Here is a 13,432-nt window from a genome sequence, read left to right on the forward strand (position 1 = left end):
GCTTTTCGCTCGAGCAGCATGTAGTTGGCTAAGTGCTTAGCACTCGGTGGATCGCCGATCCCTTGCTGCTTAGCGCCTGCATCGCAGGGGCCATAATCGCCTCTGGAAATGAGAGCCTAGCCAAGGCGGGCTTCCTCATCATCGGTTCTCTTCTGGCGATCGTTACATCCATCCTGGTCGAGGCCCGCGTCGCTATGGTTATGGCGTGCATCGAGGTTACGGATACCACCGTCGGGCCAGCAATCCGCCTGCGGCCTAACGGCGCCGTCACTAAAGGAAAACCCGCTGGTTCACGCCCGGTGGGCTTTTCCATCGGCCCTGCGGCACAGGCCATGCAATCTAAGCTGTGCTGGGGATTTCAGTGTCCCAGTTCAGGAAGAAAACGCCGCCGGGCGTGTATTTGTGAGACCGGCGGCGTCTTTTTTTGGGACTGACGACTGCCATAACCGCTCGCTCATTTGTTCACTCGGCTCACCCCCAGCGAATTCGAACAGAAGGTCACGGCCGTTTTGATTTCCCATCCATCGCCGGTCGAGGCCGGACATTCGCTGCAACGAATTAGGACACGCTAGCTGACCTTCATATTTTAATGCAAAGGTCCGAGCGGAATACATAATGGCATCATGTTTGGATCGGATCACACGGACAGAGTGGAGTACGGCTTCCTCGGCGTTGCCGCGGCGTCGTTCCTCGCACTTGTCGTCAGCGTCGGCTGGTTGCTGATTGGGTGACCGATCCACCTTCATGGATGATCGTACCTGGGCCTCAGCGTCCCTAGCTGGGGCCATTCTTTTGGGATAATGAGGCCCGCATCGGACTGGTGGAAGGTATCGTCGCAGTCGTAAGAATACGGCCTCGCGCTCGGCAAATCGCTGGTCGCACGAAAGAAACGCTGAGTAGCGCGCTCAGCCTGCGCCCGAACCGAACCGATCGACAAGAAAATCGATGAAGAGCCGAACCTTGACGGCAAGATGTCGCGTCGGCGGATAGACCGCGTATAGGGTGAGCGGCGGAGCCGAATAGTTCGCAAGGATGGCCTGGAGGCTGCCGTTCTTCAGGGCCTCCGCCGCGATGAACTCCGGTATCAGCGCGATGCCCTTGCCCCTGACCGCTACGTCGCGCAGCACCTCGGCGTTGTTGACGCACAGCGACCACGCCGGCTGGATCCAATGGACGCCATCGTCGCCTGTCAGCTTCCATTGATTGCCCGTCAGCAGGAAGCCGTAGGTCAGGGAGACGTGATCGCGCAGATCCTGCGGATGGAGCGGCGTACCATGACGCTTCAGATAGTCGAGCGATGCGCAGACCAGCCGCGGGATGGGGACGATCTTGCGCGCGATCAGGCTCGAGGATTCCAGTTCGGCAATGCGCAGCGTGACGTCGAAGCCGTCCTGAACGGGGTCCAGGAGATCGTCACTCAGCACGAGTTGAATCTGAAGGTCCGGATATTTCGTCATGAAATCGGCGAGCGCGGGCCCCAGGCGCATCGTGCCGAACGACATCGGCGCATTGACGCGCAACAGGCCGCGCGGCGCCGACTGCAACTGGGTGACCGCCTGATCCGCCGCATCGACCTCCGAAAGGATGACGACGGCCCGCTCGAAATACATCTGGCCGTTTTCGGTCGGACTCGCGTGCCGCGTGGTGCGGTTCAGCAATTGCACCCCGAGGCTCTCCTCGAGATCGCCGACATATTTGCTGATCGCCGACCGCGAGAGCCGCATCTGGCGGCCGGCCTCGGCGAAGCTGCCGCTTTCGACGACCCTCACGAAGGCTCTCAGGCTCGCCAGCTTGTCCATTTCCCCCTCGATTGTCGCCAAATCGTAGACATAGATGCCATAAAACCACGAATTGTCCTCGGAACAAAGCCGCCCGATATGTATTCGCGAAACGAAGTTGCTCATTCGAGCTGGAGGAAAAACGTGTCAGGACTTCATCACGTCACCGCCATCGCCGGTGACCCGATCAGGAATTTTGGCTTCTACACGCGGGATCTTGGGCTGCGGTTCGTCAAGCGGACCGTCAATTTCGACGATCCCGCCACCTATCACTTCTATTACGGCGACGAGACCGGGCGGCCCGGCACGATCCTGACGTTCTTTCCCTGGCAGGGCGTTCCTCCGGGCCGGAGGGGTGTCGGCGAGACCCACCAGACCGCCTTCCGCGTGCCGCAACGCTCGCTCGGCTACTGGACGCAGCGTTTCCTTGAAAAGGGCATTCATTACGAAGCGCAGGAAAAGCGGTTCGGAGAATCGGTTCTGCCGTTCACGGATCCGGACGGCATGGCGCTGGCGCTCGTCGGCGTCCAGGGCGCCGAAGATGAGCCGGCCTGGAGCAATGGCGACGTTCCGGTCGAGCACGCGATCCGCGGCTTTCACGGCGTGACGTTGCTGCTCGACAATGCCGCAAAGAGCGCGGCGATCTTGACTGACGTGTTCGGCTTCAAGGAGACGGCCCGAGAGGGTTCCGTGATCCGCTACAAGGCGGCCGGTGACGTCAACGGCAGCATCGTCGACATCTATGAGGCGAAGGGATTCCTGCGCGGTCATGAAGGCGGCGGTTCGGTGCACCATATCGCCTTCCGCGCGGCCGACGACGCCGAGCAGGGCAGAATGGCGCAGCGGCTCGTAGACAATCACGGACTGCATCCGACCGAACAGAAGGATCGCAACTACTTCCGCTCGATCTACTTTCGTGAACCCGGCGGCGTGCTGTTCGAGATCGCGACCGACATCCCGGGGTTCGCCGTCGATGAGCCGGTGGAGACGCTGGGACGCGAACTGAAGCTGCCGGGCTTCCTCGAGTCGCATCGCAAGGAAATCGAAGGTGTCTTGCCGAAGCTGGAAGGAGCCGTATCCTGACGGACGCCCACTCATTCGTCTATCGTTTCGAGAAAGCCAGCAAGGCTGACGCGCCTCCGCTGCTGCTCCTGCACGGCACCGGCGGCGACGAGAACGACCTGCTGCATCTCGGCGGCATGATATCGCCGGGTTCGGCCCTGCTCTCGCCACGCGGCCGCGTCCTCGAACACGGCATGCCGCGCTTCTTCCGACGCCTGGCGGAGGGCGTGTTCGACGAACAAGACGTGCGCAAGCGCGGGCTCGAGCTTGGGGCATTCGTCGAAGACGCGCGACGACGCCACGGCATCGCAGCGCCGGTCGCCGTGGGATTTTCCAACGGCGCGAACATCGCGGCCGCGCTTCTCCTGATGAAGCCGGACGCTCTCGCCGGCGCAGTCCTGCTTCGGGCGATGGTGCCGCTGTCCGACCCGCCGAAAGCCAGGCTCGACGGCAAACCGGTGCTCATCCTCTCGGGGCAGGCAGACCCGATCGTTCCGGCCGGCAATGCGGCAAGACTGTCGGCGATGCTCGCGGACGCCGGAGCCAAGGTGACCCTCAGAACGCTGCCGGCCGGCCACCAGCTTTCGCAAGCGGACGTCAATCTGGCCCGCGATTGGATTGCCGACGTTGACGCTCAGGTCGCCTAGCTTGATCAGGAGCCGAACTGTCACTCCGACAGTTCGGCTCCATTGCTGGGCGCGCACGTCAGTCAACTTCGATCAGCTCGACCACACGCGCCGCAAAGAGCTCCTCCTGATCGAGCTCTCCTTCCAGCCTGTGCATGACGCTGTCGTGAATGCGCCCGGCGTTGAAGAGCTCCAGAAGCCTGTTGCGGCCGGCTTCCACCGCGATCAATACGGCACGGTAGTGCTGAAGCCTGCGTTCCTCATGGGCTCCCTTGGCGAGCGCATGGTCCTCGGCGACCGCAAGGCGATGTCCGTATTGTTCGACGAGCCGCGGGTGCGCGTGCTCGCCCTCGGCCCCGACAGAATGCGCGCGGATCGCATCGAACTGCGCACGGGCGATTTCGGCCCGGAGCACCTCTTCCGACAACGTCTCTTCACCGCGGAGCAGGAACTCCTTCCCCGCCAGCGTCTTCGCGACCGGACCGAGCGTCAGTCCGAGGACGACGATGGTCGCGGCGACGACGCAGAAGGTCACGAACAAGATGATGTCGCGGCCGGGAAAATGCTCCGGCAATGACAATGCGGCGGCGAGACTGACGACCCCGCGCATCCCGGCCCAGCTCATCACCAGAGGAACGGCCAGCGGTGGATAGGGATCCCGCTCGCGGAGCGACGGGATCAGTGCGCGCGGAATGTAGGCGGTCGGAAAGATCCACGCGAACCGGGCGAGCACCATCACTGCAAAGATCGTCGCGGCTGCCGGCGCAAGCGTACGCACGATCCCCCAATCCGAACCGAAGCGGTGCAGAACACCGCGAAGCGCCAACCCCACCAATACGAAGACCAGCGCCTCCATCACGAAGGTCGCGACGGACCACACCGCCAGCGCCTGCACGCGGGACGCTGCGCTCAGGGCCTTGTGCTGCAGGCGTCCAAGGACCAGCCCGCACGCAACCGTCGAAAGCACGCCCGACACATGCAGGCGATCGGCCAGCAGATAGGCAGCCCAGGCCGACAGGAAGGTCCAGACTACGGTCAGCCTGGCATCGGTCAATCGTCCCGCGACGAAGGCGCATATCCAGCCGAGCGCGAGACCGATACCTATGCCCACGGCCGAAACGTAGACGAAGCTTGCTGCGGCCGCCTCCGCGCTGAAGGCGCCGGTCAGTGCGGCGGCGACTGCGAAACGAAAGAGAACAAGGCCCGATGCGTCGTTGATGAGGCTTTCGCCTTCGAGAAGGACAGCGATGCGCGGCGGGACGTTGAGATGGTCGAGCACGGCCCGCGCCGCGACGGCGTCAGGCGGCGAAACGATTGCGCCAAGCGCAAAGCACGCGGCCCAGGGCAATGCCGGGAAGAAGACGTGCGTCACGACACCGACCAGCAGGGTCGTCAACACGACGGCCCCGACCGCCAACTGCAGGATGATCCTGAGATTGGCGCGAAAGTCAGGCCACACCGTGAAATAGGCGCCCGAGAGCAAGAGCGGCGGCAGAAACAGCACCATGACGAAGTCCGGGTCGAACTCCACCTCGGGAAGTCCCGGAACCAGGGCCAGCACAATGCCGGCCAGCACCAGCACCGACGCGGACGGCAGGCGCAAGCGACGAGCCACCGTGTCGAGCACGACCGCAATCATCAGCAGCAGAAGGATGGTCTGGAAAGACTCGGCTGAACTCATCGCGCGCTAGGCCGTCTTTTCCGGTGCAGGCTCGCCCCCCGCCAGGAACACCGCCGGCAACGCGAGAAGCGGAGGCAGAACGAAGCACCAGGTGCCGAACTTGGCATAGAGGCAGGCGCCGGCCCCGCACCCCAAGGCGAACGCAGCCACACTCGCCGACATCTTGCCCAAGCGGGGCTTTGCAACAGTCAGAACCGAGACCGGTGCGCGCCGCAGGACGTCAGCGACATCGATCATGATCTGGGTCGTCGTTCCCGTCATCAGAGTGCTGGGCGGGTCCGACCCCATATGGATGCGATGAGCCGCGTTCTGAATGGCCATCGCGGCAACGAGAAGCATCCCGGTGACAATCGCCTGCCAGCTGTCTCCTTGCACAAACGGCCCGAAATGGACCGCCGCTGCGCCGCCGATCGCGAGAAGCAGGGTCTTGATCGCCAGCATCGAGCGGAGGATTGGCAGTCCCATGGCGGGGAGATAGAAGCTGAAGATCCTCGTGACGATCACGACCGCGCAGAAAACGGGAAGCGCAAGCAGCTTGGCCAACGCCCCGGACGTCCCGAGCACGATGGCGGCACCGAACGTGACGAAGTTGCCGGTGACATGCGCCGTGAACAGCCCCTGAAGGGCGAGGAAGCCGGCCGTATCAACGAAGCCTGCGTTGAGGCTCATCAGCAGGGCGAGAAGGGAAATAGGCTTTGACATGCTACCAGCCGTACTGGAGTTGGACACCGAGATAGTTGCTCGTGTGCCCGCCGGCGCCGAGGATCGTATTGCCGACGGCGAAGTGTACCGCCTCGATCGCGCCGGTGAGATGATCGTTGAAGGCGTAGTCGAGGCGCAGCTGCCCGTACGCACCCGTCCACGCGCTGCCGGTTCCGGCCGTTCCGGCGACCGGCACGTTCGGCTGCACATAGATCGCATCAGCCGTCGTCTGACGCCACTGGAACGCAACGGCCGCCATCACTTTGAGCCGATCCGTGGGGTTGACGAGGATCGCAGGCTTGAGATGGATGAGATTGGTGTACCCCGTATAGCCACCCAGCGTGAAGTAGTAGCCGTTCGGAAACAGCGGATTGAAGGTCTCGACCACACCGTCTCCGGGGTGGCGGTCGCCCGATGCCGCGTCAAGCTGCAGGCCGATGCGGGGCTGCCATGTCGCATCGGAAAAGGTGTAGCCCGTCCGCGCACCGACCGCCCAGGCCCGCACGTCCGTCGTACCGACCTGGCCGGCCTGCCCCATGGCCTCGAGGTCCCAATCGAATCCGGCGCCCTTGCCTGCGAACCGTACGTCCAGGATATGCCGTTGCTCGTCACCGCGCGCGTCGAGATATTTGGCGTCACTGCGCTCATAGAGCGAATAATAGCCGGACAGCTCGTCGTTTCCGAAGACCTTCCGTTCCACGCGCAGCGTGCTGAACTTGAAGCGGTCGTTCGACGTGTCGTCGAACGGACGCACGTCGAAATATTGAACGGGTCGGCTGACGAATCCGAGGATGCGCCAGACACCGCTTTCCCAATCGGCCCAGACCGCGTCGAAGGATTGGCGCACGTTCGGTCCGTCCCGCGATGAAACGAAGCGCTGCAGGTCGAACGCAAAATCCTGACGTCCGGCGCGCGCCTTCAAGGTGCCCGCCGCAGTGGTGTTGACATACTCGATGAACGCCAGTCGCAGATCGAGGCGGTCCTGATCGACCGAGGAGACGTTCAGCTTGTCGAAGGCACGATCGTCCTCGAACTGGACGAACGCCCGCCAGTTCTCGTCGAAATGCACGTCGGCATGGACCTGAAGCCGCTGCAGGAGGTAGCTGTCCGCGGGGGTATTGCTGGTTCCGAACGCCGCCGCACTGTTCGACTCGAAGCGCTCGCGCAACGTGGCCCCAAGCGAGACGTAGCTCTTCGGATCCGTGGCCCACAGGGGAATGTATTTGAGCCCGTCGAAAGCTTCGGTCCGCAACCTGGGATCGGCGAGCACCGACCAGTCCTCGGCCCACCGGTTGGCCTGGATCGTAGGCCGCTTCGCAGTCGCGTCATCCGCGTCCGCCGCAACGGCGGCATGGACTGAGGACGCGATCGCCAGAAGGGGCAATAGCGTCCTGACAATTCGCCTGTCGATCCATGCCGGCATAACGACCATTACTTCAAGGCGCGTTCGAGAGGCTGCAGGTCTGCACGGGCAGCATGTTTGGCAGGCGTCGCATGTATCTCCGCGATATAACCGCCCGGAAACTGCACGATCGCTGCAGACCTTCCTTCGGACGTGTAGGGCTCGACAAGGACTGTGGCTCCGGCCGACTTTGCCTTGGCAAGCGTCGCGTCAAGATCCGCCACCTCATAGCCCGTCGTCTCGCGGCCGTAGGGATAGGGCAACTGACCGTCGGTCACGAGAACGACCATCTTGCCGAATGCCGATTCGATGCGAATCCTCCCGTAAGTCTGTCCCGTCTTGCCGATCTCGATCGCGGGGGCCTTCGCGGTTTGCGACACCACCTTCCCGCGCGAGAAGGCAAGGAAGCTCCGCACGAACGCATCCGCCCTGTCGGCCGAAACATACACCCGGTTCTCCGGGATCTTCTCGAAGGCCGCGTAGTTCGGCTTGGTCGTGTGCCAGTAGATCTGCATATTGACGCCGCCCGGCCACTGGATCACGGCGTCGCGCCCGATCGGATCCGGAAAGGTCGTGACGATCACATCGGCGCCCGCCGCACGGGCGGCCTTGATCGCAACGTCGATGTCGCTGACCAGATATCCGTTCCGTTCGGCGCCGAACGGATACGGTACCGGCGTCTTGAAGCCGAACAGCGAGACGGTGCCGACCGGCGTCTGAAGCAGCTGCGACGTCGTGCTGCTCGGCGTGGGTGTTACGGTCGCAACCACCTGCTTGGTGCTCTGACCGCCGAACGTCGCCAGAAAGCTCGACACGAACTTGTCCACGTCATCAGGCGCGACATAGACATGCGTCGTATCGTATTGCGGCGCCACCGCGACCATCTCCCTGCCGGCCTTTCCCGCATCCCTGGCGACCGCTGGCGCCGCTGCGGCAATAGCCGCAACCGACAAGAGCAGAATCGATGCCGATAGCCGTTTCATGGACAACTCCTTGAGCGAGATTGGACTAGAATTCGCTGATTCGACGAGATCGCGTCTTTTCAGCGCAGATCGTCACGACGACAAGACCGGCGATGAGGCCGAGGTGTTCGAAGAACGCATTGATCGCCATGAACCGTTCGTGGCCTGTGGACAGCCAAAATGCGTTCGCGGTCAGCATCGCCACGAAAGTCAACACGCCAAGTCCGCCGGCGCCAAGCCAGACGAACCGGTTGGCGACGACGAGCAGGGAGCCGCCAAGCTCGACGACGATCGCCGCGACGGCCCACAGCCAGGCCGGCTGCAGACCAAAATGCGCCTGTTCGGCGACGGCTGCCGGAAAATCGGCGAGCTTCTGGATGCCGCCGATCAGGAAGGCGGAGACCAGCGCGCCCCTGGCGATCGGCAGCAGCCACGGCCAGGACAGGATGGCTGCTATCCAGCGCGGCGTGGCGGCCTTCGCATGCATCTCAAACCGCCCAGCAGGCGCAGCCGAGCGCGCCCCAGAAGCTCTTGAGGTCCGACACTGGCAGCTTGCCGGTCCAGGCGCGGGCATGGTCATGGCCGTGCACACCGCAGCCACTGCCGCAACCGCACATCTGCATGGCGTTCGCCCGCACCGCCTTTGCCTTGCCGTCAGCTCCGAGCCAGTCGCCGTAGCCGCCAAAGCTGCGTACCGGTGACCAATCCGGCATCGCCGGCGGCGGCGCGTTGGTGTCGAGCGCCTTGAAATCCCCCGCACCGTAGACGATACGGCCGCCGACCACCGTGAGGTCGCTCGACGTATCGGCGATCTCGGCTTCGCTGCACGAGAAATAGTCGCGATCCGGAACGATCAGATCGGCGAGCTGCCCGACCTCGATGCGCCCCTTCTTGCCTTCCTCATTCGAGAACCAGGTGACATTCTCGGTCCACATCCGCAGCGCGGTCTCGCGGTCGAGGCAGTTGCGCGGCGGATAAAGGCGCAAGCCGCCGACCGTCATGCCGGTCACGAGCCAGGCGAGCGAGACCCAGGGATTATAGGATGCGACCCGGGTCGCGTCGGTGCCCGCGGACACCTTGACGCCCTTGTCGAGCATCTTCTTCACCGGCGGCGTCGCTTCGGCGGCACCGTACCCATAGCGCTCGACGAAATACTCGCCCTGATAGGCCATGCGGTGCTGCACGGCAATGCCGCCGCCGAGCGCGGCGATGCGATCGATCGACTGGTCGGAAATCGTCTCGGCATGATCGAAGAACCAGTGCAGGCCGTCCAGCGGCATGTCCTGGTTGACCTTCTCGAACACGTCGAGCGCGCGCGAGATCGTCTCGTCATAGGTCGCGTGCAGCCGCCACGGCCATTTGTTCTGGACGAGGATGCGAACGACGCCCTCGAGTTCGCCCTCCATCTCCGGCGGCATGTCCGGCCGGGCGACGCGGAAATCCTCGAAATCGGCGGCCGAGAACACCAGCATTTCGCCGGCGCCGTTGTGGCGGAAGTAATCGGTGCCCTGCTGGTACTTGGAGGTCCTGGTCCAGTTCAGGAAGTCGTCCTTCTCGCCCTTCGGCTTCTGGGTGAAGAGGTTGTAGGCAAGCCGGATCGTGAGTTGCCCCTCGTCCGAGAGCTTCTGGATGACCGCATAGTCCTCCGGATAGTTCTGGAAGCCGCCGCCGGCGTCGATCGCGCCGGTGACCCCGAGTCGGTTCAGCTCACGCATGAAGTGCCGGGTCGAGTTGACCTGATAATCGAACGGCAGCTTCGGCCCTTTTGCCAGCGTGGCATAGAGGATGTTGGCGTTCGGCTTGGCGAGCAGGAGCCCCGTCGGGTTGCCCTTCGCGTCGCGCGTGATCTCGCCGCCCGGGGGTTCCGGCGTGTCCTTGGTGTAGCCGACGGCGCGCAGCGCTGCGGCATTGAGCATCGCGCGGTCGTAGAGATGGAGGATGAAGACCGGCGTATCCGGCGCGACAGCGTTGAGCTCGTCGATCGTCGGCAGGCGCCGCTCGGCGAATTGGTGCTCGGTGAATCCGCCGACGACACGCACCCATTGCGGCGGCGGCGTGATCGCCACCTGCTTCCGCAACATGGCCATCGCGTCAGCCAGCGACCACACGCCGTCCCAGCGCAGCTCCATGTTGAAATTGAGCCCGCCGCGAATGATGTGAAGATGATTGTCGATCAACCCGGGGAGGACGCGCCGTCCTTTCAGATCGATCACCCTGGTCGATGGTCCGGCGAGCTTCATCACGTCGTGGTCGTGGCCGACCGCCGTGAAGCGCCCGTCCTTGATGGCGACGGCGCTCGCGGCCGGGTTGGAACGGTCGAGCGTGGTGAAAAGGCCGCGATGAAGAATCGTATCAGGAGCGCTCATGACGCCTTCTCCGCAACATCTGTGGTTGTCTTGACTTCCTCGGCGTGCCGCCCCGGCAGCAGGCCGAACATGTGAGGCGCGCACTTCGCCTGCCGCCATGCGGCGGCGAGGCCCTCGCCGACGGCGATCTGCCTGGCGACCGGGACGATCTGCTCGCCGACGAGGATGCCGAGCAGACCGACCAGAGCCACCAAAGGAGGAGCGGGCGAACGTACGTTGAGAAGGCTGTAGATGACGCCGACCAGCAGGCCGGCGCCAAGGGACAGAATGTAGATCTTCATCGCACCCCTCTCGGAGGATGGAGGGAGAAATCAGGCGGCTTGCGGCGCGATGCGATCAGGCCAGCGCGCGTCAGCCCCGTGTTTGAGCATGATCTATTCGGAAAACCGCTTCGCACTTTTCCGGATCATGCTTTAGCCAGCCTCCGACGCATGCTCGCCGAGCGCCCACTTCGAGAAGCGGATCTGGATGCCGTAAGGCGAGTGTGCCTTCAGGATCTCCATCATGCCGTCATAGGTCTCGGTGCGCGCCCAGTCCTGCTGCAACTCGAACGCGTACTGGCACGAGGTGATGGGAACCGCGCCGGCCTGCACCAGGCGATCCATCGAGCGGTTGTGGCACTCCAGGGACAGGTCGCCGCATGCATCCGCCGGGATGTAGACCTCATAGCCTTCCTTCAGCATGTCCAGCGCCGGGAACATCACGCAGGCCTCGGTCCAGAGGCCGCCGACCACGAACTTCTTGCGCCCCGTCGCGGCGACCGCCTTGCGAAAATTGGCATTGAGCCAGGAGTTCATCGAGGTGCGGTCGATGATGTCGTGATTGGGAAATAGCTCGGCGACCTCCGGCATGAATGGCCCGGAAAACGAATCCTTCGCCACCGTGGACAGCACGGTCGGAATCTTGAACAGCTTGGCGGCCTTCGCCAGAATCTGGACGTTGTTGAACACCACGAGGCGGTCGTGCGACTGGACGCCCTGGTACATCGCCGGCTGGTAGTCGATCAGCGCGATAGCGCTGTTATCTGGGGTCAGCATATCGAGTTTGGACATCGAGATTTCTCCTAGAATTGACGATTGCCGGCCGGAGCGAATGACATCCAGCGTCCGCACGGCTTCGAGTGTATGACCCGAAGGTGGCGCCGCCGCTTGGACAGGTTGTTCGCTGCTTGGACGAAGTCGCGATGAGGGCTTGCATGCGACAAAACTGCCCTTGGAGATGTCTCCCTTCGGGATCACGCGTCAGAGCTTGCAGACGGCGCGCTCAGCCGAGACCGCGAGGCCGTGCAAACAGCGCCGAGGCCGTCCAAGCCAAAGGGGGCTTCCATCGATGAGTTTGGCGGAGGATGGCCCGCCGCATCTGTGCGCCGCCATCGCCAACACAAAGGAGCAACTCATGGCGCTGCTGAAACTACGGGACGGTACCGACCTCTACTTCAAGGACTGGGGCAGCGGAAAACCGATCCTGTTCAGCCATGGCTGGCCGCTCAGCGCGGACATGTGGGATGCCCAGATGCTGTTCTTCGCCAGTCACGGCTTCCGTGCCGTGGCGTTCGATCGCCGCGGCTTTGGCCGGTCGGGCCAGCCTTGGGAAGGTTACGACTACGATACGTTCGCAGATGACATAGCCGAACTCATCAAGCATCTCGAGCTCACAGGCGTCGCCCTGGTCGGCTTCTCGATGGGCGGCGGCGACATCGTGCGCTACGTCGCGCGCCATGGCTCCTCGCAGGTGTCAAAGCTGGCACTGGTGAGCGCCGTGACACCCCTGTTCGGCAAGACGGCGGACCATGACGGTGTCGACAAGGCCGTCTTCGACGGCATCAAGGCCGGGCTCGCCAAGGACCGTCCGCAATTCCTTGACGACTTCAGTCCGCTTTTCTATGGAACCAACCACGGCACCAAGGTCTCCCAGGGCACATTCAAGCAGACGCTGCAGATCGGCTTGCAGGCCTCCATCAAGGCGACGATCGACTGCGTGACCGCGTTCTCCGAAACCGATTTCCGCCCGGATATGGCGAAGATCAACGTTCCCACGTTGGTGGTCCACGGCGACGACGATCAGGTGGTCCCGCTTCAATACACCGGAAAGCTCGCGGCCGAGATGATCAAGTCCGCCACGCTCAAGGTCTATCCCGGAGCTCCGCACGCGACTGCCACGACCCACGCGGACCAGCTCAACGCGGATCTGCTTGAATTCCTCAAGGCGTGACATTGGGTGATCACATGACTGACGCTCCCCTTCTCGAACCGAAAGACTGCGCGCTCCTGTTCGCCGACCAGCAGGCGGGGCTCGCCTTCGGCGTCGGCTCCATCGACCGGCAAATCCTCCTCAACAACGTGATCGCCCTGGCGAAAACCGCCACGGCGTTCAACCTTCCGGTGATTGCTTCGACCTCTGCGACGAAAGTCTACAGCGGCCCGCTGATGCCGGCGGTCAGTGCGGCCTTGCCCGGCATCGTGCCGATCGAACGGCGTAACATGAACGTCTGGGAAGACGACCATGCGCGCGAAGCGATTCTCGCGACTGGCCGGCGGCGCCTCATCGTATCGGGACTGCTGACCGAAGCATGCGTCAGCTTCGCGGTTTTATCGGCGTTGGCCGCCGGGCTCGAGGTCTACGTGGTCGGCGACGCCTGCGGAGGTCTCACTACGGTCGGCCATGACCTCGCGCTTCGGCGCATGGAAGCCGCGGGCGCACGGCCGACATCATGGATCCAGGTGCTTCCGGAGTTGCAACGGGACTGGACCCGCCGGGAGACATACGATCATGCACGAGCCATCGTCGAAGCCCATGGCGGTGGATACGGCATCGGACTGTCGTACGCGCGCGACATGATCCATCCGACCTAGG

The 13,432-nt window shown here is 63.3% G+C and carries 13 protein-coding genes; 4 read left to right on the forward strand and 9 right to left on the reverse strand.

Annotated features, from left to right (window positions below; translation table 11 throughout):
• Positions 1–905: 905 nt before the first annotated feature.
• On the reverse strand, positions 906–1,799 hold the full coding sequence (locus ACVW1C_RS08665; protein ID WP_456758062.1) for a LysR substrate-binding domain-containing protein: 894 nt from the start codon (positions 1,797–1,799) through the stop codon (positions 906–908).
• 123 nt (positions 1,800–1,922) lie between these two features.
• Between ACVW1C_RS08665 and ACVW1C_RS08670 the strand changes: the two genes are divergently transcribed.
• Together ACVW1C_RS08670 and ACVW1C_RS08675 are read left to right on the forward strand one after the other, a co-directional pair.
• Positions 1,923–2,861 carry a ring-cleaving dioxygenase gene (locus tag ACVW1C_RS08670; protein WP_456758063.1) on the forward strand — a complete coding sequence of 313 codons (939 nt, stop codon included), beginning with the start codon at positions 1,923–1,925 and terminating at the stop codon, positions 2,859–2,861.
• Positions 2,858–3,487, forward strand: a complete 630-nt coding sequence (locus tag ACVW1C_RS08675; protein WP_456763022.1) for an alpha/beta hydrolase — start codon at positions 2,858–2,860, stop codon at positions 3,485–3,487. Before ACVW1C_RS08670 ends, ACVW1C_RS08675 begins: the two co-directional genes overlap by 4 nt.
• A 58-nt stretch (positions 3,488–3,545) precedes the next feature.
• On the opposite strand, the gene ACVW1C_RS08680 is transcribed toward ACVW1C_RS08675, so the two are convergent.
• The 8 genes from ACVW1C_RS08680 to ACVW1C_RS08715 form a co-directional block, all read right to left on the reverse strand.
• Positions 3,546–5,147 (reverse strand): Na+/H+ antiporter, encoded by a 1,602-nt coding sequence (locus ACVW1C_RS08680; RefSeq protein ID WP_456758064.1) that lies wholly within the window; start codon positions 5,145–5,147, stop codon positions 3,546–3,548.
• A 6-nt stretch (positions 5,148–5,153) separates the two neighbouring features.
• Positions 5,154–5,849 (reverse strand): YoaK family protein, encoded by a 696-nt coding sequence (locus ACVW1C_RS08685; protein ID WP_456758065.1) that lies wholly within the window; start codon positions 5,847–5,849, stop codon positions 5,154–5,156.
• Between the two features lies 1 nt (position 5,850).
• Positions 5,851–7,272 (reverse strand): alginate export family protein, encoded by a 1,422-nt coding sequence (locus ACVW1C_RS08690; protein ID WP_456758066.1) that lies wholly within the window; start codon positions 7,270–7,272, stop codon positions 5,851–5,853.
• 8 nt (positions 7,273–7,280) lie between these two features.
• Positions 7,281–8,234, reverse strand: a complete 954-nt coding sequence (locus ACVW1C_RS08695; protein ID WP_456758067.1) for a glyoxalase — start codon at positions 8,232–8,234, stop codon at positions 7,281–7,283.
• Positions 8,235–8,259: 25 nt separating this feature from the next.
• Positions 8,260–8,700, reverse strand: coding sequence for a DoxX family protein (locus ACVW1C_RS08700; protein WP_456758068.1), 441 nt, complete (start codon positions 8,698–8,700; stop codon positions 8,260–8,262).
• A 1-nt stretch (position 8,701) separates the two neighbouring features.
• Entirely contained in the window at positions 8,702–10,579 is a 1,878-nt protein-coding gene (locus ACVW1C_RS08705; RefSeq protein ID WP_456758069.1) for an amidohydrolase, read from the reverse strand.
• Positions 10,576–10,860: a XapX domain-containing protein gene (locus ACVW1C_RS08710; RefSeq protein ID WP_456758070.1), complete on the reverse strand. Its 285-nt coding sequence runs from the start codon at positions 10,858–10,860 to the stop codon at positions 10,576–10,578. The genes ACVW1C_RS08705 and ACVW1C_RS08710 overlap by 4 nt, the downstream gene beginning before the upstream one ends.
• A gap of 132 nt (positions 10,861–10,992) precedes the next feature.
• On the reverse strand, positions 10,993–11,631 hold the full coding sequence (locus ACVW1C_RS08715) for a hydrolase (RefSeq protein ID WP_456758071.1): 639 nt from the start codon (positions 11,629–11,631) through the stop codon (positions 10,993–10,995).
• Positions 11,632–11,974: 343 nt separating this feature from the next.
• Between ACVW1C_RS08715 and ACVW1C_RS08720 the strand changes: the two genes are divergently transcribed.
• Complete coding sequence (locus ACVW1C_RS08720; RefSeq protein ID WP_456758072.1) at positions 11,975–12,790, forward strand: alpha/beta fold hydrolase; 816 nt, start codon at positions 11,975–11,977, stop codon at positions 12,788–12,790.
• Positions 12,791–12,804: 14 nt separating this feature from the next.
• Positions 12,805–13,431: a hydrolase gene (locus tag ACVW1C_RS08725; protein ID WP_456763023.1), complete on the forward strand. Its 627-nt coding sequence runs from the start codon at positions 12,805–12,807 to the stop codon at positions 13,429–13,431.
• The last annotated feature ends 1 nt before the right edge of the window (position 13,432 follow it).

The organism is Bradyrhizobium sp. USDA 4011 (assembly GCF_054063415.1).

What these genes read in the sequence shown, in the direction of transcription:
- ACVW1C_RS08665 (WP_456758062.1), bottom strand. Translation starts at nt 1,799, where the DNA reads ATGGACAAGCTGGCGAGCCTGAGAGCCTTCGTGAGGGTCGTCGAAAGC.
- ACVW1C_RS08680 (WP_456758064.1), bottom strand. Translation starts at nt 5,147, where the DNA reads ATGAGTTCAGCCGAGTCTTTCCAGACCATCCTTCTGCTGCTGATGATT.
- ACVW1C_RS08685 (WP_456758065.1), bottom strand. Translation starts at nt 5,849, where the DNA reads ATGTCAAAGCCTATTTCCCTTCTCGCCCTGCTGATGAGCCTCAACGCA.
- ACVW1C_RS08690 (WP_456758066.1), bottom strand. Translation starts at nt 7,272, where the DNA reads ATGCCGGCATGGATCGACAGGCGAATTGTCAGGACGCTATTGCCCCTT.
- ACVW1C_RS08695 (WP_456758067.1), bottom strand. Translation starts at nt 8,234, where the DNA reads ATGAAACGGCTATCGGCATCGATTCTGCTCTTGTCGGTTGCGGCTATT.
- ACVW1C_RS08700 (WP_456758068.1), bottom strand. Translation starts at nt 8,700, where the DNA reads ATGCATGCGAAGGCCGCCACGCCGCGCTGGATAGCAGCCATCCTGTCC.
- ACVW1C_RS08705 (WP_456758069.1), bottom strand. Translation starts at nt 10,579, where the DNA reads ATGAGCGCTCCTGATACGATTCTTCATCGCGGCCTTTTCACCACGCTC.
- ACVW1C_RS08710 (WP_456758070.1), bottom strand. Translation starts at nt 10,860, where the DNA reads ATGAAGATCTACATTCTGTCCCTTGGCGCCGGCCTGCTGGTCGGCGTC.
- ACVW1C_RS08715 (WP_456758071.1), bottom strand. Translation starts at nt 11,631, where the DNA reads ATGTCCAAACTCGATATGCTGACCCCAGATAACAGCGCTATCGCGCTG.
- ACVW1C_RS08720 (WP_456758072.1), top strand. Translation starts at nt 11,975, where the DNA reads ATGGCGCTGCTGAAACTACGGGACGGTACCGACCTCTACTTCAAGGAC.
- ACVW1C_RS08725 (WP_456763023.1), top strand. Translation starts at nt 12,805, where the DNA reads ATGACTGACGCTCCCCTTCTCGAACCGAAAGACTGCGCGCTCCTGTTC.